We start from the raw sequence: 21,514 nt of genomic DNA, 5'->3' as shown, positions 1-21,514 counted from the left end.
GGACATTAATCCGCTTCTTTTTGTTTACGCATTCATTTGTCATTCGTGTTGGGAAAGGGAGAGCTAGTCTTGTAGCTCTACGCTCTCTGGCAACCATACGTACGGGTTTTCACCACGGTCACGCATGAGGTTGTATTTCACAGGCGTGAAGCCCATTTTCAACCAAAAATCGTCTGCGCGACAGCGGGAGTTGGTTTTAATAGGAGCTCCAAAGCTCTTCGCGTGGTTGACCAAAGCAGTTCCGTAATCTTTGTGACGGTAGTCGGGCAGGACTTCGAGCTTCCACAGCTCATAATAGTCTTGCGCAGGTTGGAAGTAACGGTCGTATTTCCCGTCAATTTTGTAGAGGCTCATACGTGCTACCAGAAGATCGTTATCATAAATACCGTAAAATGGAGATTCCGAATCGTTTTCCACGATGTTCGCCTCCAGGTCTTCCTTCATAGAAAGCTCCTCCAGGCCAAATTCGCGAAACTTCTGGAATTCCTCCAGTGTCTTATAGTTGATTTGCAAACGTCTTACTTCAAACATGGTTAGCCACTCCTCTCACAGCTCTTTGCCTTGGCCACCTTTTGGCCCCGCCCCTTTATTATACACGATGATTGGCTTTTCCGAAGTGTTTTTCTTTTTTTATTGGAGGGATTGTCAGGAAATGATTTCGCTTCCTTGGAAAAATTTAAAATTTCATCCTAGAACTATGATCATTCTCGTGGCAAAATAGAAAGTAGCATCACATGATACAAACCAGGCAAACAATTTGGAAGCGCTTACGGTTGTAGTCGGTTTGTCAAAGAGGGGAGCGTTGCCATGAATAAGGTATTAATCGCAAACCGTGGTGAAATTGCCAGACGAATTATCCGTACATGCAAGGCAAGAGGTGTGGCTACGGTTGCTGTCTATTCGGATGCAGACAAGGATCTGCCGTTTGTACGTGAAGCAGATGAGTCCGTCCATATTGGTCCACCACCTGTGCCACACAGCTACCTGAACGTAGAGGCCATTCTTGCAGCAGCGAAAAGCACCGGTGCCGATGCCATTCATCCAGGCTACGGTCTTTTGTCAGAAAACGAATCTTTTGCCCGCCGTGTTCTGGAGGCAGGTATTCTATTCATTGGTCCGACCCCTGAGGTCATCGGTCAAATGGGTGACAAGCTGACTGCCCGCCATATTATGGAGGCTGCCGGAGTACCAGTCGTTCCAGGGTGCGAACAGGCAATCGATTCTCCAGATGAAGCAGCGGTCATTGCCATGTCCATCGGGTATCCCGTAATGCTAAAGGCCAGTGCTGGCGGCGGAGGAATCGGGATGCACATTTGTCGGGACGAGGCCGAGCTGCGCCAAGCCTACCAATCGGCGAAAGGTCGGGCAAAAGCGTATTTTGGTAACGATGCGATGTACATGGAGAAATACGTGGAACGTCCTCGCCACATCGAAGTGCAGGTCGTTGCCGATCAGCATGGAAACGTTATCCACTTATTAGAACGGGAATGCTCCATACAGCGCAGACATCAAAAGGTGCTCGAAGAAAGCCCTTCGCCCTTTTTGGACACAGCAACGAGAGAGCTTCTGTGCAATGCAGCGGTTACAGCAGCGAAAGCAGTGGGCTATTCGGGAGTTGGAACGGTTGAGTTTATCGTAGATGAGCAAAAAAACTTTTACTTCTTGGAAATGAATACACGCTTGCAAGTAGAGCATCCCGTGACGGAAGAAATGACGGGTATTGACCTCGTGTCGCTCCAACTGGACATTGCCGATGGTCACCCGCTGTCGATCAAGCAAGAGGACGTCAAGGCTCTGCGCCACGCGATTGAACTGCGTGTCTATGCGGAAGACCCTGTCACCTTCCTGCCATCGCCAGGGACGATTACATTGTACCAGCCACCTGCATTCGAACATGTACGAATTGATGATGGGGTAGAGACGGGGACACAGGTGACTCCATTTTACGACCCGATGATTGCAAAGGTGATTGTATCTGGGGCGACAAGAGAAGAGGCTGTGCAACAGGCGCAGAACGCTATGCATCATTTTCTGATTACTGGCATTAAAACGAACATTCCGTTTTTGCAAGAAGTATTACAGGACGAACAATTCCGAGCAGGTAACTATACGACATGGTTCGTTACTGAGCGCGGAGCTGCGTCAAGCACGGAAAAACGCTAAGCGAAAAAATGATATGTAAGGGAGAGACCATCCATGAAACAAGTAGCAGCCAATATGGCAGGAACTGTTATTAATGTCCTGGTACAGCCAGGTGACGAGATCACTGAAGGACAAGACGTCCTTGTGCTGGAATCGATGAAAATGGAAGTTCCTGTACAGGCTCAAGCCTCGGGAAAAGTTGTGGAAGTAAAGGCGAACATTGGCGATTTTGTCAACGATGGCGATATCATTGTCGTTTTAGAATAGGATTAGAATACTTCTAAACTGAGCGACCGCTAGGCAAGGAGGTGACTTGTTGTGCGTGTGCAAATCGTGGAGGTCGGTCCTCGTGACGGGCTGCAAAATGAGAGCGCGATCGTTCCGGCAGCAGCAAAAATCGCGCTGATTCATAAGCTGATGGCAGCAGGCTTGAAGCGAATAGAAGCAAGTTCGTTTGTGAATCCGAAATGGATACCGCAATTGGCGGATGCAGATGAGGTCTTACAGGGGATCAATCGCAGTCAAGAGGTAACGCTTAGCGCATTGGTTCCAAATATTCGTGGTCTGGAGCGGGCGCGCCAATGCGGACTGACAGAGATTGCTCTGTTCATGTCTGCCTCTGAAACGCATAATCAAAAAAACATCAATAAACGGATAGAAGACACGTTTCCGATCCTGCGGGAGGTTGCCCGGGAAGCGCTGGCTCTCGGGATGAAAGTTCGCGGATATATCTCAACCGTGTTCGGTTGTCCGTACGAGGGAAACGTACCGCTGGACAATAGCCGCAGGGTGACAGAGGCTCTTTTGGAAATGGGAGTGTACGAGATTTCTCTCGGGGATACGATAGGGGTTGCAACGCCGAAGCAGGTTCATGAGGTTTTTAGAGAGCTTGTGAAAGATGTTACGAACGAGCGCTTAGCCGCCCATTTCCACGATACGAGAGGAACTGGATTGGCGAACGTAGCAGCAGCGCTAGATGAAGGAATCCGGATCTTTGACAGCTCAATCGGCGGCCTTGGCGGATGCCCGTATGCCCCAGGAGCTGCAGGCAACATTTCGACTGAAGATTTGGTCTACATGTTGCATGGAATGGACTATGAAACGGGCGTCGATCTCGAGAAGTTGATTGAGGCTGGTGCGTATATTGGGAAGCAGTTGGACAAAGAGCTCCCCTCAAAAGTGCTGCGGGCATCGCTTGCAAGCAAACCAGCTGGATGATCGGTATGTTCCACACATTCGCAAAGAGGGGGTAGAAGATGACGGTTTCCCTGCAAAGAGAGGGTGCAATTGGCGTACTAACGCTGCAACGGCCAGAAGTTTTTAACTGCCTCAATCTTGAAACGCTCGTGACACTGCGTGGCTTGATCAGTGAAATCAGCCATGATCGTGACCTTCGGACGGTCATTGTTACAGGAGCTGGTGACAAGGCGTTTTGCTCTGGTGCAGATTTAAGAGAGCGGCGCTCCATGTCACCACAACAGGTCGAAGTCTATATCCAAACGATTCGGGATACGTTCACAGAACTGGAAAAGCTACCGAAACCAGTCATCGCGGCGATTAACGGGCTGGCACTGGGGGGCGGTACAGAATTGGCGTTGGCGTGCGATCTGCGGATCATGAGTGAACACGCCCAGATGGGTTTAACGGAGACATCGCTCGGGATTATTCCGGGTGCTGGCGGAACACAGCGTTTGCCTCGACTGGTTGGAAAAGGCGTCGCCAAGGAACTGATTTTTACGGCAAGGCGTGTATTTCCGGAAGAGGCACTGTCTATTGGGTTGATCAATCGGATTGTTCCCGCTGATCAGCTTATGGCGACAGCCATTTCTATGGCCGAGCAAATTTCAGCGAATGCTCCACTTGCCCTAGCCCAAGCCAAGTTTGCCATCGATTGTGGAGTGGAAGTCGAGCTAGCTAGTGGACTTCAAATTGAGAGCAACGCGTACAAGCTGCTCGTCCCGACGAAAGACCGCCTAGAAGGACTCGCAGCCTTTCAAGAAAAACGAAAACCGATATACCGCGGAGAGTGACGAGGGGGATTACGCTGATGACCAAACATTTGGAAGACACATTGCACGAAAAAATTGCCCAAGTAGTGCAAGGGGGCGATGCCAAGTATCATGACAAGCTCAAGGAGCAAAACAAGCTATTCGTCCGCGATCGCCTCAAGCTATTGTTCGATGACGAGTTCATGGTTGAGGATGGTCTGTTCGCGAATGTCATGGCAGGTGATCTGCCAGCGGATGGAGTTGTGACCGCAATCGGCAAGGTAAATGGTCAAACTGTCTGCGTGATGGCCAATGATTCGACAGTGAAAGCAGGGTCTTGGGGATCGCGAACCGTCGAAAAAATCATTCGCATTCAAGAGACGGCTGAAAAAATGCGTGTTCCTCTTCTCTATCTCGTCGATTCAGCAGGAGCGCGTATCACTGATCAATTGGAGATGTTCCCAGGCCGACGGGGGGCTGGGCGAATCTTTTACAATCAAGTGAAGCTCTCCGGCAAAATTCCACAAGTGTGCATTTTGTTTGGACCTTCTGCTGCTGGTGGCGCTTATATCCCAGCTTTTTGTGACATTGTCATCATGGTCGACAAGAACGCGAGCATGTACTTGGGCTCTCCGCGTATGGCGGAAATGGTGATTGGAGAAAAAGTGAGCCTGGAAGAGTTGGGCGGCGCACGCATGCATTGCTCCGTCAGCGGATGCGGCGACGTGCTGGCTGCCAATGAAGAAGAAGCGATTCAAGCAGCTCGTAGCTATCTGCGTTTCTTCCCGGCGAACTATACGTTGACGCCGCCGACTGCACTGGCGAAAGCCCCTGTGCCTACAGCAAAGGAAATCACGAGCATCGTGCCAGAGAACCAAAATGCAGCTTTCAATATGCATGATGTGATTGCAGCATTGGTCGACGAGGATTCGTTCTTTGAAATCAAAAAATTATTTGCCCAAGAACTGATTACCGGCTTGGCGAGACTAGATGGCAAGCCTGTCGGTATCATTGCTAATCAACCGCGTGTGAAGGGAGGAGTCCTGTTTGTCGATTCGGCTGACAAGGCGGCTCGATTCATTACGTTGTGTGATGCGTTTTCGATCCCACTTCTGTTCCTGGCGGATGTTCCTGGCTTTATGATCGGGACAGCAGTAGAGCGGGCAGGTATCATCAGACACGGGGCCAAAATGATCTCCGCCATGGCGGAAGCCACGGTACCGAAAATATCTGTAATCGTCCGCAAAGCGTATGGGGCCGGCTTATATGCAATGGCCAGCGCTGCGTTTGAACCAGATGCTTGCCTCGCACTGCCTGGTGCCCAAATCGCCGTAATGGGTCCAGAGGCAGCGGTCAACGCCGTCTACAGCAACAAAATTCAGGCGATTGAGGACCCGGCAGAGCGTCAAGCGTTTATTCAGGAAAAACGTAGAGAGTATCAGGAAGATATCGATCTGTACTTACTGGCATCCAACTTGATTGTTGATGCTGTTGTGCCTCCAAGCGAGCTGAGAAGGGAATTAATCCAGCGCTACGAGGTTTACAAGGAAAAGCGTCACGTTTTTTCAGACAGAAAGCATGCAGTTTATCCCGTATAGATCAGGGTTCAGGCTGTCGTCAAAAGGCGATAGCCTGATTTTTTTTACAGAAAATGTGTAAGAACCTAGGAATATTTCGATAATTTCGATCTTTTTTTGTGGCAATCAATTGAACAATCCCGAAAACTCTGTTATTCTTGAAAAATAAGCATTGATTAATGTGGGTGAACAAATGCTGCTAGAACAAAGGACGTGTCAGGTGGTAGTCATAGGTGGAGGGTCTGTCGGGCTGCTGTATGCAGCAAGGCTCGCACTTGCTGGACAACCTGTTACGATTGTTACACGCAGTTCACTCCAGGCGAATCAGCTAAATGAACGCGGGCTCAGCTTTCAAAAGCTGAATGGCGAAACAGTCACTGTTCCCGTCACTGCCAGCTCCATTGATGAAGGATTGCCTGAAGGGAATCTGTATCTGTTAACTGTAAAACAGCCAGATTTGCACAGCTTGCTTCCAGCCTTACAAAGGGTAGACCTTGGGGCAAGGGTGATCGCTTTGCAAAATGGCATGGGTCATTACGAATTGCTTCGAACCGTTCTAACGGAGACACAGTGCTTCTTTGCGATTAATACGGAAGGAGCAAGGAGATTGTCGCCTACAGAAGTCGTGCATACCGGTACAGGTACTTTGCGCGTAGGTTCTTGGGAGACTTCTGATTGCAGTGATCCACTGATTCGCTCATTTGTCGAGTGGGCGTTATCAACAGGCATAGAGGCTGTCTATGAAAAGACAATACAGCCCTTCGCTTGGCGCAAGCTCATCGCAAATGCGCTGATCAATCCGTTAACCGCGCTTTTTGAAATCCCAAATGGTGCTCTCCTCGAAAATCCACATACGCAACAACTCATGCGTGCTTTATTTGTGGAAGCAGCTACGGTGGCTGCGTATGCCGGACAAAAAATCGAGGATACAGACTTGCAGGAAATTGTCTCCATTTGCCGAAATACTTCCCGTAATCTTTCCTCCATGCTGCAGGATATAAAGAAGCGCAGACCGACGGAAGTGCAGTCTATCAACGGCTATCTCGTCCAAGTGGGACACAAGGCCGGGATTCCGACTCCGCTGCACGAAACCTTGCTTCGCGTTATCCTTCTTAAGTCAGACATGGGAATACGGAAGGAGGGAGGCGACAGTAGATGACCTTTTTGGCGAATGTCTGGGCCTATTTGTGGGGGACGCTGACGGTTGTGCCGTTTCTCGGATTTCCGATCGTTTATTTCAGCTTGTATGGAATGACGCGGAACAAGAAATTGGCAGGCCGCTTCGCGATAAATATCACGAATCTTTTGGTGATTCGTTCTGCCGTTTCCGCTTACGAACTGATCTGGCCAGAGGCTTTTTCCGCTTGGTGGTGGGTATTCTGCTTTTACCTGGTGGTAATCGTGCTCCTTGGGTGGGTACAGATGAAGTGGAAGGGACGGCTCTCCCTCAAAAAGGTAGGATTTTCGGCTTGGCGGTTGTCGTTTCTCTGGTTTGGAATCGTCTACATAGTGCTGTTTACGACCGGAATTATCAAAACGATGGGTGTCGTGTAAAGCACTGTTGATACATATCGTATTTATTCCGATAAGAAAGAAGGTTGGAACTATGCGACTTCCCATCGAGACCATCGGTCATAAGATTCGAATGATTCGGAAAGAACGCGGCTTTACCTTGGAAATTATGGCAGGCAAGACAGGGTTAAGCAAAGGTTTGCTGAGCCAAGTAGAGCGTGGAATTTCGCAGCCGTCGCTGGATTCGCTGTGGAAAATCACCAAAGCTCTGGAGTCACCGATTATTCATTTTTTCGAAGATATTGATCAAAAGCAGGTGCATGTGACTCGCTTGCAAAAACGCAGACAACTGGTCTTTCCTGAATCGACGGGCACTTATTCGCTACTCTCGATGGGAGGTAGTGCCAAGCTGGGGATGCTAGAAGTGCGACTGATGCCTGGAGAAATGGCTGTCGACAAGTTCGTGCAGTCGGAGGGAGAAGAGTGCTTCACGGTCATTACTGGTAGTGTGACAGCGCGCTTCAACGATGAAGAGCATGTATTGGAAGCAGGAGACAGTATTTCATTTGACAGCAGCAAAACACACTCAATCGAAAATACAGGAGAAACGGAAGCTTTGTTAATCTGGTCCGTCACCCCTCCGCAATTTTAATGCAAGCGCGAACAAGCCTGTATTACACTTTGACAACCCATTAAAGTGGGTTGTCTTGTTTTTTGTGGCTGTGGAGCATGTTATAATTTTGGTTGACCATGGCCCTAAGAAAGGTGAGCTAGCATGAATGTTGAATGTCTCGCGCTTCCATTGGCGAATCCGCTGGCACAGGAGTACCAGCAGCAAAATGCCTCTGCATTACAGTTTTTTGCACATAATCCCTACCGTGAACAGTCCTACCGAGAACGCGTGGAATGGCTTCAAAGTCAATCCTATCCTCACCGGAACCAGCTCGTGGAAGGCTTATATCATTTTAATAAAGAGATGGGTACTCACCCTGAAGCACTGAATAATATCGAGTTGCTCAAACAGCCTGACACCTATGTGGTTATCGGCGGCCAGCAAGCAGGAGTTCTGGGTGGACCACTCTATACGGTCAACAAAGCTGTTCATCTGATTCAAGCAGCGAAGAGGTTGTCTGCCGAGCTTCAGGCGAACGTCATTCCGGTGTTTTGGATTGCTGGCGAAGACCATGACATCGATGAGATCGATCATGTGTACTGGGCAGCGGACGATGGGAAGCGCCTGCAAAAAGAGCGACTGGCTCTGAACAAAAAGGGCCGCCAATCGGCAAGTACGCTCCCCTTGGACCCTGAGCTGTGTACGCAGTTCCTGGAAAAGTTTTTCCAGGGACAGACAGAGACTGCCGAAACCAAACAGATTCGTGAGTTGCTGACGCAGACTGCGGCAGATTCGCGTACAGTCGCAGAGTGGTTTGCCCGCTTGATGGCAAAACTGTTTGGCAAGCACGGTCTTGTTCTGGTTGAATCCTCGTTGCCGTTTGTTCGTGAACTACAGCAACCCATCTTTTCCCAGATCATTGAAAACAATGAGCAAATGGCAAAGGTGTTGCTACGGGCAGCGGATCGGATTTCAACGGCTGGCTATCCGCTTCAATTGCAAGTGGAAGAGCATCAAGCTAATTTGTTCGTCTATGAGGGCAATGATCGATTGCTGCTAGAACGTCACGGGGAGCGCTTTATCAATCGGAGACGTTCTTACAGTCGCGATGAATTGCTCAAGCAGGTTGCGGATTCACCGGAGCGTTTTAGCACAAATGTCGTTACCCGTGGGTTGATGCAGGAGCATCTGTTTCCTACGCTTGCCTTCATTGGAGGTCCGGGCGAGATTGCTTATTGGGCATTTTATCGGGAGGTATTCGAGCTATTCGGGATGCAGATGCCGATCGTATTGCCTCGTATGTCCATTACCCTTGTAGAAGGTGCTCAACAGAGACTGCTGGAGAGCTTGGGGCTTTCTATTGAACAAGTTTTGACTGATTTCACCGCTTGGAAAACCGAGTGGTCCAAAAACCAGGGGCCACATCCGTTGGAGCAGCAATTCGCATCGGCACGGGAGTCGATCATGTCGATTTATCGTCCGTTGGTAGAGGAGGTTGTTTCTCTGGATGGCGGATTGCGTGGCCTGGCTGAGAAAAATAGTAAGCTGCTGCTAGAACAAGTATCCTTTTTGGAAGAGCGTCTGATTCGTTCGCTACAGCAAAAAGATGACGTGGAGCATGTGCGCGTCCAACGAATTGAGACCGCTTTGTTGCCTGAAGGTGGGTTGCAAGAAAGAAAGCATTCGTTTTTCCCGTTTGCAAATAAGTATGGTCTTGGCTTGATTGACCGATTGGTAAATGCGCCATTCGCGCATGATGGTACTCATCAACTTTATTACCTGTAACATGCAGCACAAAATAGTCGGATCGTCCTAGAAGTGGACCCGGCTATTTTTTTGTTGTTTAAGCTGATGGAAAACTTTTCTTCCAATTATGCCGAAACTTTTCCGACAAATTCTGCGTCTTAGTAGTAATGGATTGTTTTAGGGGAAAGGTGGTACTCGGGATGCAGTTTACATTACAACAAATCGGGAAAAAAGCCACTCTACTAGTTGTTAGCTTGTCGGTTTTTTTGACGGGCATTGCAACTGCAGGATTGAAAACGGCTGACGCACGGGAAGAATACGTAGCCAATTCCCCTGCATTTATCGACACAAATGGACATTGGGCAGCAAAAGAAATAGGGATTGCGACCAAAAAAGGATTGATTAAAGGCTTTCCCGACGGAACCTTTAAGCCAGAGCAAACAGTGACGCAAGAACAGTTTTTATCCCTGATTGAACGCGTCATTCCTTCCTTTACAGGTCATGAGCCTGACAGCTTTATCAAAGAGACCTACTTGCAGGCTGCTGCGGGACGTTGGTCGGAAAAAACCTATCATCATTTGGCTTCAGCGGGTATCATGCCATCTGGGAAACCGACGGAAAGCATGACGCGGTTGGAAGCGGCAAGGACCTTGCTGGCAGCTATCGGGCATCAATCAGAAGGGGAAAAATATCGGGGAACGACAGCGAAGTTTTTCACGGATCTTTCGGTCGAAAATGAAACACAGGTAATGACGGTCTACCCTGCCTATAAAATGGGGATTTTGGCTGGCTTTCCAGATGGAAGCTTCCGTCCTGATGACAAAATCAACAGAGCACAGGCAGTCGTCTTGTTAAACCGTTTGGAAACAAAAATTGATGAGCTGTACCCTGGCAATGTATCGGAAAGCGAGAAAAAGGCAATGACACAAGCGGTCTCGTCATTTGTAGGAGACGTGATGGATCAGCAAAAGATTCGTCGTTTTGATGACTTGGTCGCGTATGTAAAGAAAAACAATCTGCCTGTCAGCGAATCGTTTTTACGTGAGCATTTCTCATTTATGCAGTATGAAGTGTATGATTATGTCCGGTTTCCGCAATTTAATGAGCTGATGTACTTTGCAAAAATCGGAATGAATAAATACAGAATGACTGTTCAATATTACGCAGGAGATTTGGGAGGAAGCGTCGATCGCACGTTTTACCTTTCCTCGAGCGATGGCAAAACGTTTCGACTGATTGGAAAAGATGAATAAGAAAAAAGGCTGGGACATGTCCCCAGCCTTTTTTCGTGTCAGGCATGACGTTTTTGCCAGATAAAAAGGACGAGTGCAATCAAGAGAGGATAGAGAGCGGACCTTCCCAAAAAAGGATAGAGTCCTACTGTACAAACGAGAGAAGTCCAGGAAGTGATACGTCCTACGCGACTATTGCGCAAGAGTCGGACCCCAGCCAGACACCCGCCGATGTAAGTTGCAAAAAAGGTAGCATTGGGCAGTTCGATGAGTCTCGACAAGTCGATCACGTCAAAATAGAGTACGCCGAGAACGACGACAAAACAAAGAGAGAGAAACAGAAGCCCTCCGGTTGGTGTCCGGTATTTGGCGTGAAGAGTACCAAACCAGCGAGGAGCGATCTTTTCTTGCGCCAACGAATAGGCGATGCGGGAAGCAGCACCAATGTAAGCGTTGGCTGTTGCGATACAAATGAACAAGGCAGTTACGGCTACAATCCATCCGCCGATCGGACCCAGGGAGAGTTGAACCATGACACTGAGTGAGGCAGCGGAGATGCCGACCCCGTAGCTATGCGTAGCGACAGTCATAAAGGCAACGGCAAAATACAAGAGAGCGACGATTCCTGCACTCCACAAAACCCCGCGAATCGCGTTTTTCGCAGGATTGACGAATTCCTCTGAGAGATGCGTCACGGCTTCCCACCCAATGAAGCACCAGAACATCAAACCTGCTGCTTGCACGACACTCAACCAACCGTTTGGCATAAAAGGGGTAAAGTGAGTGACAGATGCATGCGGAATGCTTGCGACGACAGCCAAAATCAAAATCGTGATAATCAGCGAGACAACAAACGTTTGGACACGCGCAGCTACATGCAAGCCTACAACATTCATCATAAGGACAGCGAGAAGAAGCAGTGCAGCCGCCACATATACTTGCGACTCACTCCAGTTCAGCAGGATCGCAATGTAGTTGGCCCCTGTCACACTCAGGATCGGTGCGCCAATCGGGACAGACAAGAGAAAGAACCAGCCAACCATGTTTCCGAATTGATCTCCGTACGCTGTCCGTACAAATGTGGAGACGCCACCTGAGCTCGGATAACGAGCAGATAACAGCCCCATCGTAATGGCCATGGGCAGGACGAGAATAGACATGACGAGCCAAGCTAAAATGGAAGCAGGACCAGCCTTCTCGGCTGCGAGTCCGGGGATGAGCAGTACGCCGGAACCTATCACCGCCCCGATGTATAAGGCGACGATTTGCGGAAGTCGCAGTGTTTTGGCTAGACCGGGGGCTTGCGTGGATAATTTCCCCATGGGTAGATCCCTCACTTTTTTTACTTACCATGTCGTTGGTAACTGAAGTGTAGCATAGACTTAATCATCGGAGTTATCTATAATATTAGATAATTCAAATCGGTTTTTTCGATGAAAAGAGGGGGAAATCTGGATACTCGTTATTTGCAAACATTCCGTGAAGTAGCAAAATGCCAGAGCTTTACACGTGCAGCAGAAATGTTAGGCTACGCGCAGTCGAGTGTAACAGCCCAAATTCAAAATCTGGAATCGGAGTTCGGTGTCAGCCTATTCGAGCGTTGGGGCAAAAAAATCAGGCTTACCCACGCAGGTGAAGTGCTGCTCGGTTACAGTGAACAGCTACAAGCCGTATTAGATGAGGCAAAAGCGAATCTGTCAGAGCAAGCACATCTGGCGGGAACATTGAGTATCGGAACAGTGGAGTCATTGGCGGCCTTTTATTTACCCCCTTATTTGCAAAAATTTCGCTTGGAGCAGCCGCGTATGCGGATCATGCTTGCGCCGGGTATCTGCCAAGACTTGAGACAAGGGGTAAAGGAAGGGAAGTTCGATTTCGCCTTTGTGCTCGATTGGCTCCAAGATCAATCTGAGCTGACAAATGTCGTTTTAGGTGAGGAAAAACTAGTTGTTGTTGCTGCACCTACCCATCCGCTGGCGAAAAAAGAGAAGGTAGAAACTCTCGATTTTACAGGGGAAACCTGGATTTTTACAGAAAAGGGATGCAGTTACCGAGGGATGATGGAATCGGTGCTGCGTGAAACAGGGGCCACTGTAGAGTCTTCATTTGAGTTCGGCAGTCTGGAAGCGATTAAACAGTGTGTTGCTTATGATTTAGGAATTGCATTACTGCCGAAAATTGCCGTACAGGAAGAAGTGAAAAATGGTACACTTGTGATACTCCCCTTTTCCCATCCGGATATCCGTGTTTTCCGGCAGTTGGTCTACCATAAAAAGAAGTGGATGCCACAGGCTTTGCTGCGCTTTTTGGAGCTGCTTACGGTAGAAAGCGCAGTGCCGTAAACTGCCGATAATAGGAAAAACAGGTGATGGTTGAACTTGCGTATGATATGATAGGTAAGGTTGCTTTATGAGATAAAAGGAGGTCCATCCATACATGAACACAGTGTCTGAAAGCATCGTAAAAGATATGTCGTTGGCACACAACGGCCATCTGAAAATTGATTGGGTAAAAGAACACATGCCTGTCCTTAACCGCATTCGTGAGCGCTTTGAAAAAGAGCAGCCGTTTGCAGGCCTGAAAGTTGCGATCTCCTTGCACTTGGAAGCGAAAACGGCTTATCTGGCAAAAGTAGTTCAAGCTGGTGGCGCTGAAGTAACCATTACTGGTTCCAACCCGCTGTCCACGCAGGATGACATTTGCGCAGCATTGGTAGAAGACGGTATTCGCGTATTTGCGAAATACAACCCAGATCCTGTTGAATACAAAGAGCATCTGATCAAAACACTGGAAACTCGTCCTGACCTGATCATTGACGACGGTGGCGACCTGATCACGATTTTGCACAGCGAGCGCCGTGATCTGTTGTCTCAAGTACGTGGTGGTGCAGAAGAAACGACAACAGGTATTCTGCGTCTGAAAGCGTTGGAGAAAGAAGGCAAGCTGGAATTCCCGATGGTTGCCGTAAACGATGCATTCTGCAAATACTTGTTCGATAACCGCTATGGTACGGGTCAATCCGTATGGGATGGTATCAACCGTACAACAAACCTCGTAGTAGCTGGTAAAACGGTTGTGGTAGCTGGCTATGGCTGGTGCGGTAAAGGTGTAGCGATGCGTGCAAAAGGTTTGGGCGCAAAAGTAATCGTAACCGAAATCGACCCAATCAAAGCGGTAGAAGCTTACATGGATGGATTTGAAGTAATGCCAATGCTCGAAGCTGCGAAGCATGGTGACTACTTCGTAACAGTGACAGGTAACCGCGATATCATCAGCAAAGAGCATTTTGCAGTGATGAAAGATGGCGCAATCTTGTCCAACGCGGGTCACTTCGATGTCGAAGTAAACAAGGTCGATCTGACTGCAATGTCGACATCTTCCCGTATTGTGCGTAAAGATATTGAAGAATTTGTCCTGGCTGATGGTCGAAAAGTGTATTTGCTCGCAGAAGGCCGCCTCGTGAACCTGGCTGCTGGCGACGGACATCCGGCTGAAATCATGGATATGACCTTTGCTCTGCAAGCGGTATCCTTGGCTTATGTCAATGAACAGTACAAAAACATTGGCAAGCAAGTGCTGAACGTACCATTCGAGTTGGATCAAATGGTGGCTCAGTACAAGTTGGAAGCTCTGAACATCGGAATCGACAAATTGACAGATGAGCAAAAATCCTACCTGGAAAGCTGGGTCGAATAGTCCCTCGAATCCCGTCTTTTCCCGGCAAAAAAATAAGCGAAAAAATCCTGCTTACAAACGCAGGATTTTTTTTTATAATAACAAATAGGTACCAGGTGGGGAAAAGTGGGGGAAAGTGGAGCCAAGCGACAGGAAAGTGGGGGACCAGGGCGTGTTCATGGGGGAATATCAGCACAGCATCGACGAAAAAGGCCGCCTGACGATCCCAGCCAAATTCCGTGAAGGGCTAGGCACTTCCTTTGTAATTACCCGCGGGCTGGACCAATGTTTGTTTGCTTATCCGCAAGATGAGTGGAAACAACTAGAGGAAAGACTCAAGTCTCTCCCATTTACAAAAGCAGATGCTCGCGCATTTACACGATTTTTCTTTTCAGGTGCCACCGAATGCGAGTGGGACAAGCAGGGAAGGGTAAACATACCACCCAATTTACGTGAGCATGCAGGCATGCAAAAAGAATGTGTGATCATCGGGGTGTCAAACCGTGTAGAGGTATGGAGCAAGGAACGCTGGGAAGATTATTTTGCCCAGTCAGAAGGCTCTTTTGGAGAAATTGCCGAAAAACTGGTTGATTTTAATTTGTAGCAGCGAGAAGAACAGGAGTGACGACATTGTCGTTTCATCACGTAACCGTTTTGATGGATGAGGCTGTCGCAGGGCTAAACATACGTCCTGGAGGCATTTATGTAGACTGTACACTCGGTGGAGCTGGGCATAGCAGCTTGATTGCTTCCAAGCTGACGGAGGGCGGTCGACTTATCGCCATCGATCAGGACGACTGGGCACTGGATAATGCCCGCGAAAGACTCGCTTCCTATATGGATAGAGTCACGCTGGTAAAGAGCAACTTCCGCCATATCAAAGACATTGTGAGAGATTTAGGCTTGGCAGGTGTGGACGGGGTATTGTTTGACCTCGGGGTATCCTCTCCGCAATTGGACGAGGGAGAGCGTGGCTTCAGCTACAATGCCGATGCGCCCTTGGATATGAGAATGGATCAACAAGCGCCATTGTCCGCCTATGACATTATCAATGAGTGGGATGAAGAAGAGATTGCCAAGATCATTTGGCTGTACGGAGAAGAGAAATTTTCCCGGCGAATTGCCCGGCAAATCGTACAACAACGCAAGAAGCAGCCGATCCAAACAACAGGTGAACTCGTTGAGTTGATCAAGGAAGGAATTCCTGCTGCTGCGCGTCGCACCGGACCCCATCCGGCGAAACGCACCTTTCAGGCAATTCGGATCGCAGTCAATGATGAACTGGATGCATTCAAAGAGGCCGTCGTCGATGCTATTGAGGTTTTGAATCCAGAAGGTCGCGTAAGTGTCATTACGTTTCATTCATTAGAGGACAGAATCTGCAAACAAATTTATCAAGACTTTTCAAAAGGGTGCACGTGCCCGCCAGCTTTTCCGATTTGCACATGCGGAAATAAAGCGGTAGTCAAAGTCATTACAAAGAAGCCGATTTTGCCATCAGAAGAAGAATTAGAAGCAAACAAGCGTGCACGATCAGCTAAACTACGGGTAGCGGAGAAGCTGTAGACCGGGATCGACGAGAAGGGGAGGGAGAAGCGATGAGTTATTACTACCGAGGAAATCTAGCTATGGAGTTGGAACAAAAATCCCGCTCTGTAACGAAAACAACAAAGCGCACGGTTCGAATCAAGCCAACGATTCCGACCGGAGAAAAATTGCTGTATCTCTTATTTATCTCGTTAACCGTTGTCGGCTTGGGTCTAGTGGGTGTCCGCTACTCGCAAATTTCTCAGTTGAATTACGAAATCCAAAGCACCAAACATGAAAATCGTGTGACGGCAGAAAAAAATTCAACATTGAAATTGCAAATTGAACAAATGACCAACCGGGATCGCCTGCAAAAAGAAGCAGAGAAGCAGGGGATGGTATACAATCCAGCAGCTGTACATACGATTGGGAAACCAGGAGTACAAGCGAGTTCTCTGCCTCAAACACAACCCCAAAAACCTTAAATGTTACTGCTCTGACGTGCGGTAACATTTTTTCTTAGATGAACCCGAGTCTACTCCTGACTCGGCTAGGTTGCGTTCGGCTCCTCTAAGCCTTTCTTGAGAGCCGGGCGATTTTTGATGCGACGGAGTTGAATGGAGATGGAATGGAAACGAAAAGTAAATTGGCGAATTCTCGTGGTAGCCTTATGCCTGATCTTGACCTTCTCGACGTTGAGCTTTCGAATTTATTGGATCCAAACGGCAGAGGCTGCCAGAATTATGGAAACTGCACAAAAGCAGTGGGACAGAGAACATGTTTTGAAGCCAAAGCGTGGAGCGATCTATGATCGAAACGGAGAGATTTTGGCGTATGAGGGTAAGGCATATACGGTAAATGCAAGGCTGAAGCCACTTGATGCGAGAGACGAAGATGTGGTGAAAGACCCTTACTACACAGCGAATATGCTGGCTCCGATTTTGAATGCGCCTGTTCAGGAATTGGTGAAGAATTTGACCAAGCAGAACAAAGTAGTGGAATTGGGGCGCTACGGTCAAAAGATCAGTGAAGAGCAAAAGAACCGCATTCTGGAATTGCAATATCCGAAGCTTCCTAGTGGAGAGCAAGTCAAAAAGAACCAGCTCCCAGGCATCTATTTGACTGAAACGACTCGCCGGATTTATCCGAATAACGCCTTCGCTTCCCATGTGATCGGTTATCTTGATTTGTATGATGAACCGAAAATGGGGATCGAGCTGCAATTGAACCCACAATTAGCTGGCGAAAAGGGACATATTTCCTACCAGAGGGATCGTGCAGGCTACCAGCTCCCAGACGGAGAAGGGGAGTACATTCCTGCAAAAGATGGCTTAGATGTTTATCTCACCATTGATCGCCAAATACAGGATTATGTTGAACAAGCGCTTGACAAGGTGGAGCAGCAGTACAAGCCACAGGGCATGACGGTTATTGTAGCCGACCCGCAAACGGGTGAGGTTTTGGCGATGGGCAACCGCTCGCAGTTTAATCCGAATACGTACTACAACGGGATTGCTAATTACAATAACCATGCTGTCACCACGATGTTTGAGCCGGGATCTACGTTTAAGATTATTACGCTTGCCGCAGCGATTGAAGAAAAAATGTTTAATCAGAATGAAACCTATCAATCAGGTGCTTATACCATCAAGGGGCAGATTCCGATCCGTGACCACAACAATGGTGCCGGTTGGGGAACCATCACCTTTTTGGAAGGGGTTCAGCGATCCAGTAACGTATTGTTCGCTAAGTTGGGCTATGAACGGTTGAAGCTGGAAGGTCTGAAGAAATACTTCAAAAAATTCGGGATGGGTGAAAAGACCGGAATTGAGCTTCCCTACGAGAAAGAAGGAAGTTTGATCAACCTGGAAAAACCTCGGTCACCACGTGACTGGGCCGCAACAACGTATGGACAAGCAGCGACGGTCACGGCGATCCAGCAGGTTGCCGCTGTAGGGGCGATCGCGAATGGAGGAGAGCTTCTAAAGCCTCATATTGTAAAAGAAATGCGCGACCCTCATACGGGAGCAGTCGTCAATCGCACGCAACGTGAGGTTGTGGAGCGAGTAGTAAGTGAAGCGACTGCGAAACAGACACGCGACATTTTGGGTAAGGTTGTCTCAGAGAAGCCCGGGACTGGTACACTCTATCAGATCGAAGGGTACCAAGTAGCAGGAAAGACGGGAACGGCACAAAAATATGATCCCAACACAGGGAAAATTATGGATGGTCGTTACGTTGGTTCTTTCATCGGTTTTGCGCCAAAAGACAACCCGAAGCTGTTAGTTTATGTCGTCATTGACGATCCGCAAACAGATGCATGGTACGCGCTGTGGGGGCAGATGATGCTCGCTCCCATGTTTACATCCATTATGGAACGCAGTCTTCAATATTTGCAGCAGCAGCCTGATTTGTCCTTAGTCAAGAATAAACAGATTGATAAGGCGAAGCCGAAAAAAGAAGCGCAGGCAGCACTGGCATCCTCGCCTGCTACACCGAAGACATTGCCTAAGTTTGAAGGGATGTCCACGACAGCTGCGCAATTGCGAGCGAAGCAGGACAATTTGACGGTAACAGTAGCCGGGACAGGTACGAAAATCGTCAAACAGTATCCGGAAGCCTATGATCAGGTCGTTCCAGGTGAACAGATCATCCTCGTAACTGACAGGGTAAAAGGAACGAAGATGCCTGATTTCAAAGGAAAATCATTACGGGACGTCATGGAGTTCAGCTCTTTGATCAATCTCGAAATGAAATCGACTGGAACTGGCTTCGTCACCCAACAAAGTATTCCTCCGGGAACGATCCTCCAGGGCACAGAGCTGCTTCAGGTGACGCTGCAATCCGTGTCGGAACCACCTGTGCCGACCACGCCTCCTTCAGGTCAGGAGGGCAGCACAGTGCCTGCTACAACAACACCAAACAATCCAGGGCAGAATGCTACTACAAATCCAACAGGTGGAAATAATCCGGCTCCACCATCTTCCGGTCAGCAAACTGGTTCTGGTCAACAAACTGGGCAAGGTGGAGCAGCACAGCCGCCAGCATCTGGACAGGCACCTCCTCCAGACAAACCAGGAGACCAGGCAACGCAAACACCGACAACTCCATAGTTCTAACTAGTCCCCCCTGCGAATAAGGTTAAGAAGAGACAACCTATTTGAGGGGGGACTCGCTTTGCGGGTATCCAATGCTACTGTACGCCGTCGCATTTTTATCATCTTGATTGTAGGAGTCGTTTTGTATTCGGCACTTGTCACCCGTTTGGGTTATGTTCAATTGATAGAAGGACCAAAACTCTCGCAAATGTCAGATGAACTGCTCAAGCGGGAAATTAAATTCCAACCCAATCGCGGTCGCATTCTAGACAGAAGCGGCAATGAGCTCGTGACGAATATGACCGTCCCCACATTGGTATCGGTAGGGGCTCAAATCAAAGACCCTAAAGAAACAGCGAGACAGCTCGCCGTCATTTTGGAGCAAAAAGAAGAAGATGTATTTCGCGCCATTACGAAAAAAGAAATGAGTAACAACCAGATTCCTGGTGGAAGAAAACTGTCTGTTGAAAAGGCGAGAAAAATACAAGAACTCAATTTGCCAGGTATATACTTGGCAGGGGATACGAAGCGTTTTTACCCGAACGGTAATATGGCAGCCCATATTCTTGGTTTCACAGGCATTGACAATCAAGGGCTGACAGGGCTTGAAAAAATTTATGATCCCTTCTTGATGGGGACTGAGGGGCATATCTCATTTCCGTCAGATGCGAAAGGGCGCGTACTGCCAGGTGGAACCGAAGACTACGTAGCACCCGTGAATGGCATGGACATGTATTTAACACTCGACAGTACCATCCAATCGTTTATCGAACGCGAGCTGGATCAGGCGGTCGTCGCGTATCAGCCAGATGATGTTCTGGCGATCGCCATGAATCCAAAGACAGGAGAAATATTGGGGATGGGAAGTCGCCCGACTTTTCAACCGGATGCGTACAGAGACTATCCTTCCGAGGTGTACAATAGAAATCTCCCTATCTGGAAAACATACGAGCCTGGTTCCACATTCAAGATTGTGACATTGGCAGCTGCTTTAAACGAAGGTGTCATCAATTTGAACGAGGGCTTTTACGATCCGGGATTCATAAACGTGGCCGGGAAGCGATTGCGCTGCTGGAAGCGGCAGGGGCATGGACAGGAAACGATGCTGGAAGTGGTAGAGAATTCTTGTAACCCTGGCTTCGTTACGATGGGCCAGCGACTGCAAAAAGAACGACTTTTTGACTACATCAAAAAATTTGGCTTCGGACAAAAGACAGGGATCGATTTGATCGGCGAAGAAAACGGGCTGTTATTCAACTTGAATAAAGTGGGACCGGTAGAGCTGGGTACGACTTCTTTCGGTCAAGGCGTATCGGTAACGCCGATTCAACAAATGGCTGCGGTCTCGGCTGCTATCAATGGGGGCAAACTTATGAAGCCGTTTGTCGCCAAAGAATGGCGGGATAGTGTGACACACGATGTCGTAGCGAGGACCTTGCCAACGGAAGTTCGACAGGTGATTACGGAGGAGACCTCCGCCAAAGTTCGGCATGCCCTGGAAAGTGTAGTCGCTCAAGGAACGGGTAATAAGGCATATATTGAAGGATATCGGGTAGGAGGAAAGACGGGAACCGCGCAAAAAGTAAAAAATGGCCGTTACGTCGACGGGGAATACATCGTGTCGTTTATCGGCTTTGCGCCAGCTGATGATCCACAGCTCGTCGTATATTTCGCCGTAGACAATCCGAAAGCACTGGCGTTTGGTGGATTGATTGCCGCTCCGAGTGTAAAAAGTATCATGGAATCCTCCCTTCAACATTTGAATGTACCGAAGCGAAAAGATGGCATCCCCAAGGAAATTAACAAAGCACTTGGAGAAAGGGCGCCAATCGAAGTACCAAACATGGTCGGACAATCCATGAGAGACGTAGTGACGACGTATGATACTCTGCCGCTAGTCGTTTCGGGTAAAGGTCAGTACGTCATCCAGCAGTCCCCTGCACCCGGAGTAAAAATTGATGAGGGCGGAAAAATTCGCATATACCTTGGTGACAAATTGACCAATTAGCTATAAAATGAGATTTCGAAGGCGGAGGGGAGTAGGCTTGTCTACGTTCGCTCTGCCTTTGTTCGTCAAGACTGCGCCTAAATGATCGGCGTAGCCAAGTACAAATGTTCAAATTTCTGTCTATACTAGTTGGAGAATGGGGTGCCTGTTTCATGTTTCTACGGGATCTGCTCATGCCTTTGTTGCCAGTAACGGTTTCGGGGGATGACAGCATGGAGATTACGGGTTTGACAGCAGACTCGCGCCAGGTAAAGCCCGGCTACTTGTTTGTCTGTCTGACTGGATATACCGTGGATGGACATACGTTCGCGGCCCAGGCGGTGAAGGATGGTGCCGTTGCCGTGTTATCCGAACAAGATCTGGACGTGCCAGCGACTATTGTCAAAGTACCGGATA

The 21,514-nt window shown here is 48.6% G+C and carries 20 protein-coding genes; 18 read left to right on the top strand and 2 right to left on the bottom strand.

From position 1 onward, the window contains the following. Positions 1 to 63 precede the first annotated feature (63 nt). Positions 64 to 531, bottom strand: coding sequence for an N-acetyltransferase (locus HP568_RS09185; RefSeq protein WP_048033769.1), 468 nt, complete (start codon positions 529 to 531; stop codon positions 64 to 66). Positions 532 to 807: 276 nt separating this feature from the next. On the opposite strand from HP568_RS09185, the gene HP568_RS09180 reads away from it, so the two are divergent. The 10 genes from HP568_RS09180 (at position 808) to HP568_RS09135 (ending at position 10,831) form a co-directional block, all read left to right on the top strand. Next, positions 808 to 2,163, top strand: a complete 1,356-nt coding sequence (locus HP568_RS09180; RefSeq protein ID WP_173628924.1) for an acetyl-CoA carboxylase biotin carboxylase subunit — start codon at positions 808 to 810, stop codon at positions 2,161 to 2,163. Between the two features lie 33 nt (positions 2,164 to 2,196). Beyond that, on the top strand, positions 2,197 to 2,409 hold the full coding sequence (locus HP568_RS09175) for a biotin/lipoyl-containing protein (RefSeq protein WP_048033767.1): 213 nt from the start codon (positions 2,197 to 2,199) through the stop codon (positions 2,407 to 2,409). Positions 2,410 to 2,460: 51 nt separating this feature from the next. Next, the gene (locus HP568_RS09170; protein WP_173628923.1) at positions 2,461 to 3,360 is read left to right on the top strand and encodes a hydroxymethylglutaryl-CoA lyase; all 900 of its coding nucleotides are present in this window, start codon (positions 2,461 to 2,463) and stop codon (positions 3,358 to 3,360) included. Positions 3,361 to 3,398: 38 nt separating this feature from the next. Further along, on the top strand, positions 3,399 to 4,172 hold the full coding sequence (locus tag HP568_RS09165; protein WP_048033765.1) for an enoyl-CoA hydratase-related protein: 774 nt from the start codon (positions 3,399 to 3,401) through the stop codon (positions 4,170 to 4,172). A gap of 17 nt (positions 4,173 to 4,189) precedes the next feature. Continuing rightward, complete coding sequence (locus HP568_RS09160) at positions 4,190 to 5,728, top strand: acyl-CoA carboxylase subunit beta (RefSeq protein ID WP_048033764.1); 1,539 nt, start codon at positions 4,190 to 4,192, stop codon at positions 5,726 to 5,728. Positions 5,729 to 5,900: 172 nt separating this feature from the next. Beyond that, the gene (locus HP568_RS09155; protein WP_173628922.1) at positions 5,901 to 6,866 is read left to right on the top strand and encodes a ketopantoate reductase family protein; all 966 of its coding nucleotides are present in this window, start codon (positions 5,901 to 5,903) and stop codon (positions 6,864 to 6,866) included. Further along, complete coding sequence (locus tag HP568_RS09150) at positions 6,863 to 7,261, top strand: DUF3397 domain-containing protein (RefSeq protein WP_048033762.1); 399 nt, start codon at positions 6,863 to 6,865, stop codon at positions 7,259 to 7,261. Before HP568_RS09155 ends, HP568_RS09150 begins: the two co-directional genes overlap by 4 nt. A gap of 52 nt (positions 7,262 to 7,313) precedes the next feature. Continuing rightward, positions 7,314 to 7,871, top strand: a complete 558-nt coding sequence (locus HP568_RS09145; protein WP_007717657.1) for a helix-turn-helix domain-containing protein — start codon at positions 7,314 to 7,316, stop codon at positions 7,869 to 7,871. A 123-nt stretch (positions 7,872 to 7,994) separates the two neighbouring features. Continuing rightward, a complete protein-coding gene (gene bshC, locus HP568_RS09140; protein WP_173628921.1) occupies positions 7,995 to 9,617 on the top strand; it encodes a bacillithiol biosynthesis cysteine-adding enzyme BshC in 1,623 nt (540 codons plus the stop codon). Between the two features lie 161 nt (positions 9,618 to 9,778). Then, positions 9,779 to 10,831 (top strand): S-layer homology domain-containing protein, encoded by a 1,053-nt coding sequence (locus HP568_RS09135; RefSeq protein ID WP_173628920.1) that lies wholly within the window; start codon positions 9,779 to 9,781, stop codon positions 10,829 to 10,831. 38 nt (positions 10,832 to 10,869) lie between these two features. On the opposite strand, the gene HP568_RS09130 is transcribed toward HP568_RS09135, so the two are convergent. Continuing rightward, complete coding sequence (locus HP568_RS09130; RefSeq protein ID WP_173628919.1) at positions 10,870 to 12,132, bottom strand: APC family permease; 1,263 nt, start codon at positions 12,130 to 12,132, stop codon at positions 10,870 to 10,872. Between the two features lie 129 nt (positions 12,133 to 12,261). On the opposite strand from HP568_RS09130, the gene HP568_RS09125 reads away from it, so the two are divergent. The 8 genes from HP568_RS09125 to HP568_RS09090 form a co-directional block, all read left to right on the top strand. Then, positions 12,262 to 13,152, top strand: a complete 891-nt coding sequence (locus HP568_RS09125) for a LysR family transcriptional regulator (protein WP_082196051.1) — start codon at positions 12,262 to 12,264, stop codon at positions 13,150 to 13,152. Positions 13,153 to 13,246: 94 nt separating this feature from the next. Then, a complete protein-coding gene (locus HP568_RS09120; protein WP_048033757.1) occupies positions 13,247 to 14,506 on the top strand; it encodes an adenosylhomocysteinase in 1,260 nt (419 codons plus the stop codon). Positions 14,507 to 14,657: 151 nt separating this feature from the next. Further along, a complete protein-coding gene (gene mraZ, locus HP568_RS09115; RefSeq protein WP_007717680.1) occupies positions 14,658 to 15,089 on the top strand; it encodes a division/cell wall cluster transcriptional repressor MraZ in 432 nt (143 codons plus the stop codon). A 17-nt stretch (positions 15,090 to 15,106) separates the two neighbouring features. Further along, the gene (gene rsmH / locus HP568_RS09110) at positions 15,107 to 16,051 is read left to right on the top strand and encodes a 16S rRNA (cytosine(1402)-N(4))-methyltransferase RsmH (protein WP_056486021.1); all 945 of its coding nucleotides are present in this window, start codon (positions 15,107 to 15,109) and stop codon (positions 16,049 to 16,051) included. Positions 16,052 to 16,083: 32 nt separating this feature from the next. Then, a complete protein-coding gene (gene ftsL, locus HP568_RS09105; RefSeq protein ID WP_048033755.1) occupies positions 16,084 to 16,497 on the top strand; it encodes a cell division protein FtsL in 414 nt (137 codons plus the stop codon). A 138-nt stretch (positions 16,498 to 16,635) separates the two neighbouring features. Beyond that, positions 16,636 to 19,125 carry a penicillin-binding protein gene (locus HP568_RS09100; protein WP_173628918.1) on the top strand — a complete coding sequence of 830 codons (2,490 nt, stop codon included), beginning with the start codon at positions 16,636 to 16,638 and terminating at the stop codon, positions 19,123 to 19,125. Between the two features lie 64 nt (positions 19,126 to 19,189). Then, positions 19,190 to 21,118 carry a stage V sporulation protein D gene (locus HP568_RS09095; RefSeq protein WP_048033753.1) on the top strand — a complete coding sequence of 643 codons (1,929 nt, stop codon included), beginning with the start codon at positions 19,190 to 19,192 and terminating at the stop codon, positions 21,116 to 21,118. Between the two features lie 152 nt (positions 21,119 to 21,270). After that, positions 21,271 to 21,514: Mur ligase domain-containing protein (locus tag HP568_RS09090; protein ID WP_254551106.1), on the top strand; the 244-nt coding region annotated here is incomplete at its 3' end.

It is taken from the genome of Brevibacillus sp. MS2.2 (assembly GCF_013284345.1).
GTDB lineage: Bacteria > Bacillota > Bacilli > Brevibacillales > Brevibacillaceae > Brevibacillus > Brevibacillus brevis_C.
This window is presented reverse-complemented; position numbering and strand designations above follow the sequence as displayed.

What these genes read in the sequence shown, in the direction of transcription:
- HP568_RS09185 (WP_048033769.1), bottom strand. Translation starts at nt 531, where the DNA reads ATGTTTGAAGTAAGACGTTTGCAAATCAACTATAAGACACTGGAGGAA.
- HP568_RS09180 (WP_173628924.1), top strand. Translation starts at nt 808, where the DNA reads ATGAATAAGGTATTAATCGCAAACCGTGGTGAAATTGCCAGACGAATT.
- HP568_RS09175 (WP_048033767.1), top strand. Translation starts at nt 2,197, where the DNA reads ATGAAACAAGTAGCAGCCAATATGGCAGGAACTGTTATTAATGTCCTG.
- HP568_RS09165 (WP_048033765.1), top strand. Translation starts at nt 3,399, where the DNA reads ATGACGGTTTCCCTGCAAAGAGAGGGTGCAATTGGCGTACTAACGCTG.
- HP568_RS09160 (WP_048033764.1), top strand. Translation starts at nt 4,190, where the DNA reads ATGACCAAACATTTGGAAGACACATTGCACGAAAAAATTGCCCAAGTA.
- HP568_RS09155 (WP_173628922.1), top strand. Translation starts at nt 5,901, where the DNA reads ATGCTGCTAGAACAAAGGACGTGTCAGGTGGTAGTCATAGGTGGAGGG.
- HP568_RS09150 (WP_048033762.1), top strand. Translation starts at nt 6,863, where the DNA reads ATGACCTTTTTGGCGAATGTCTGGGCCTATTTGTGGGGGACGCTGACG.
- HP568_RS09145 (WP_007717657.1), top strand. Translation starts at nt 7,314, where the DNA reads ATGCGACTTCCCATCGAGACCATCGGTCATAAGATTCGAATGATTCGG.
- bshC (WP_173628921.1), top strand. Translation starts at nt 7,995, where the DNA reads ATGAATGTTGAATGTCTCGCGCTTCCATTGGCGAATCCGCTGGCACAG.
- HP568_RS09135 (WP_173628920.1), top strand. Translation starts at nt 9,779, where the DNA reads ATGCAGTTTACATTACAACAAATCGGGAAAAAAGCCACTCTACTAGTT.
- HP568_RS09130 (WP_173628919.1), bottom strand. Translation starts at nt 12,132, where the DNA reads ATGGGGAAATTATCCACGCAAGCCCCCGGTCTAGCCAAAACACTGCGA.
- HP568_RS09120 (WP_048033757.1), top strand. Translation starts at nt 13,247, where the DNA reads ATGAACACAGTGTCTGAAAGCATCGTAAAAGATATGTCGTTGGCACAC.
- ftsL (WP_048033755.1), top strand. Translation starts at nt 16,084, where the DNA reads ATGAGTTATTACTACCGAGGAAATCTAGCTATGGAGTTGGAACAAAAA.
- HP568_RS09100 (WP_173628918.1), top strand. Translation starts at nt 16,636, where the DNA reads ATGGAATGGAAACGAAAAGTAAATTGGCGAATTCTCGTGGTAGCCTTA.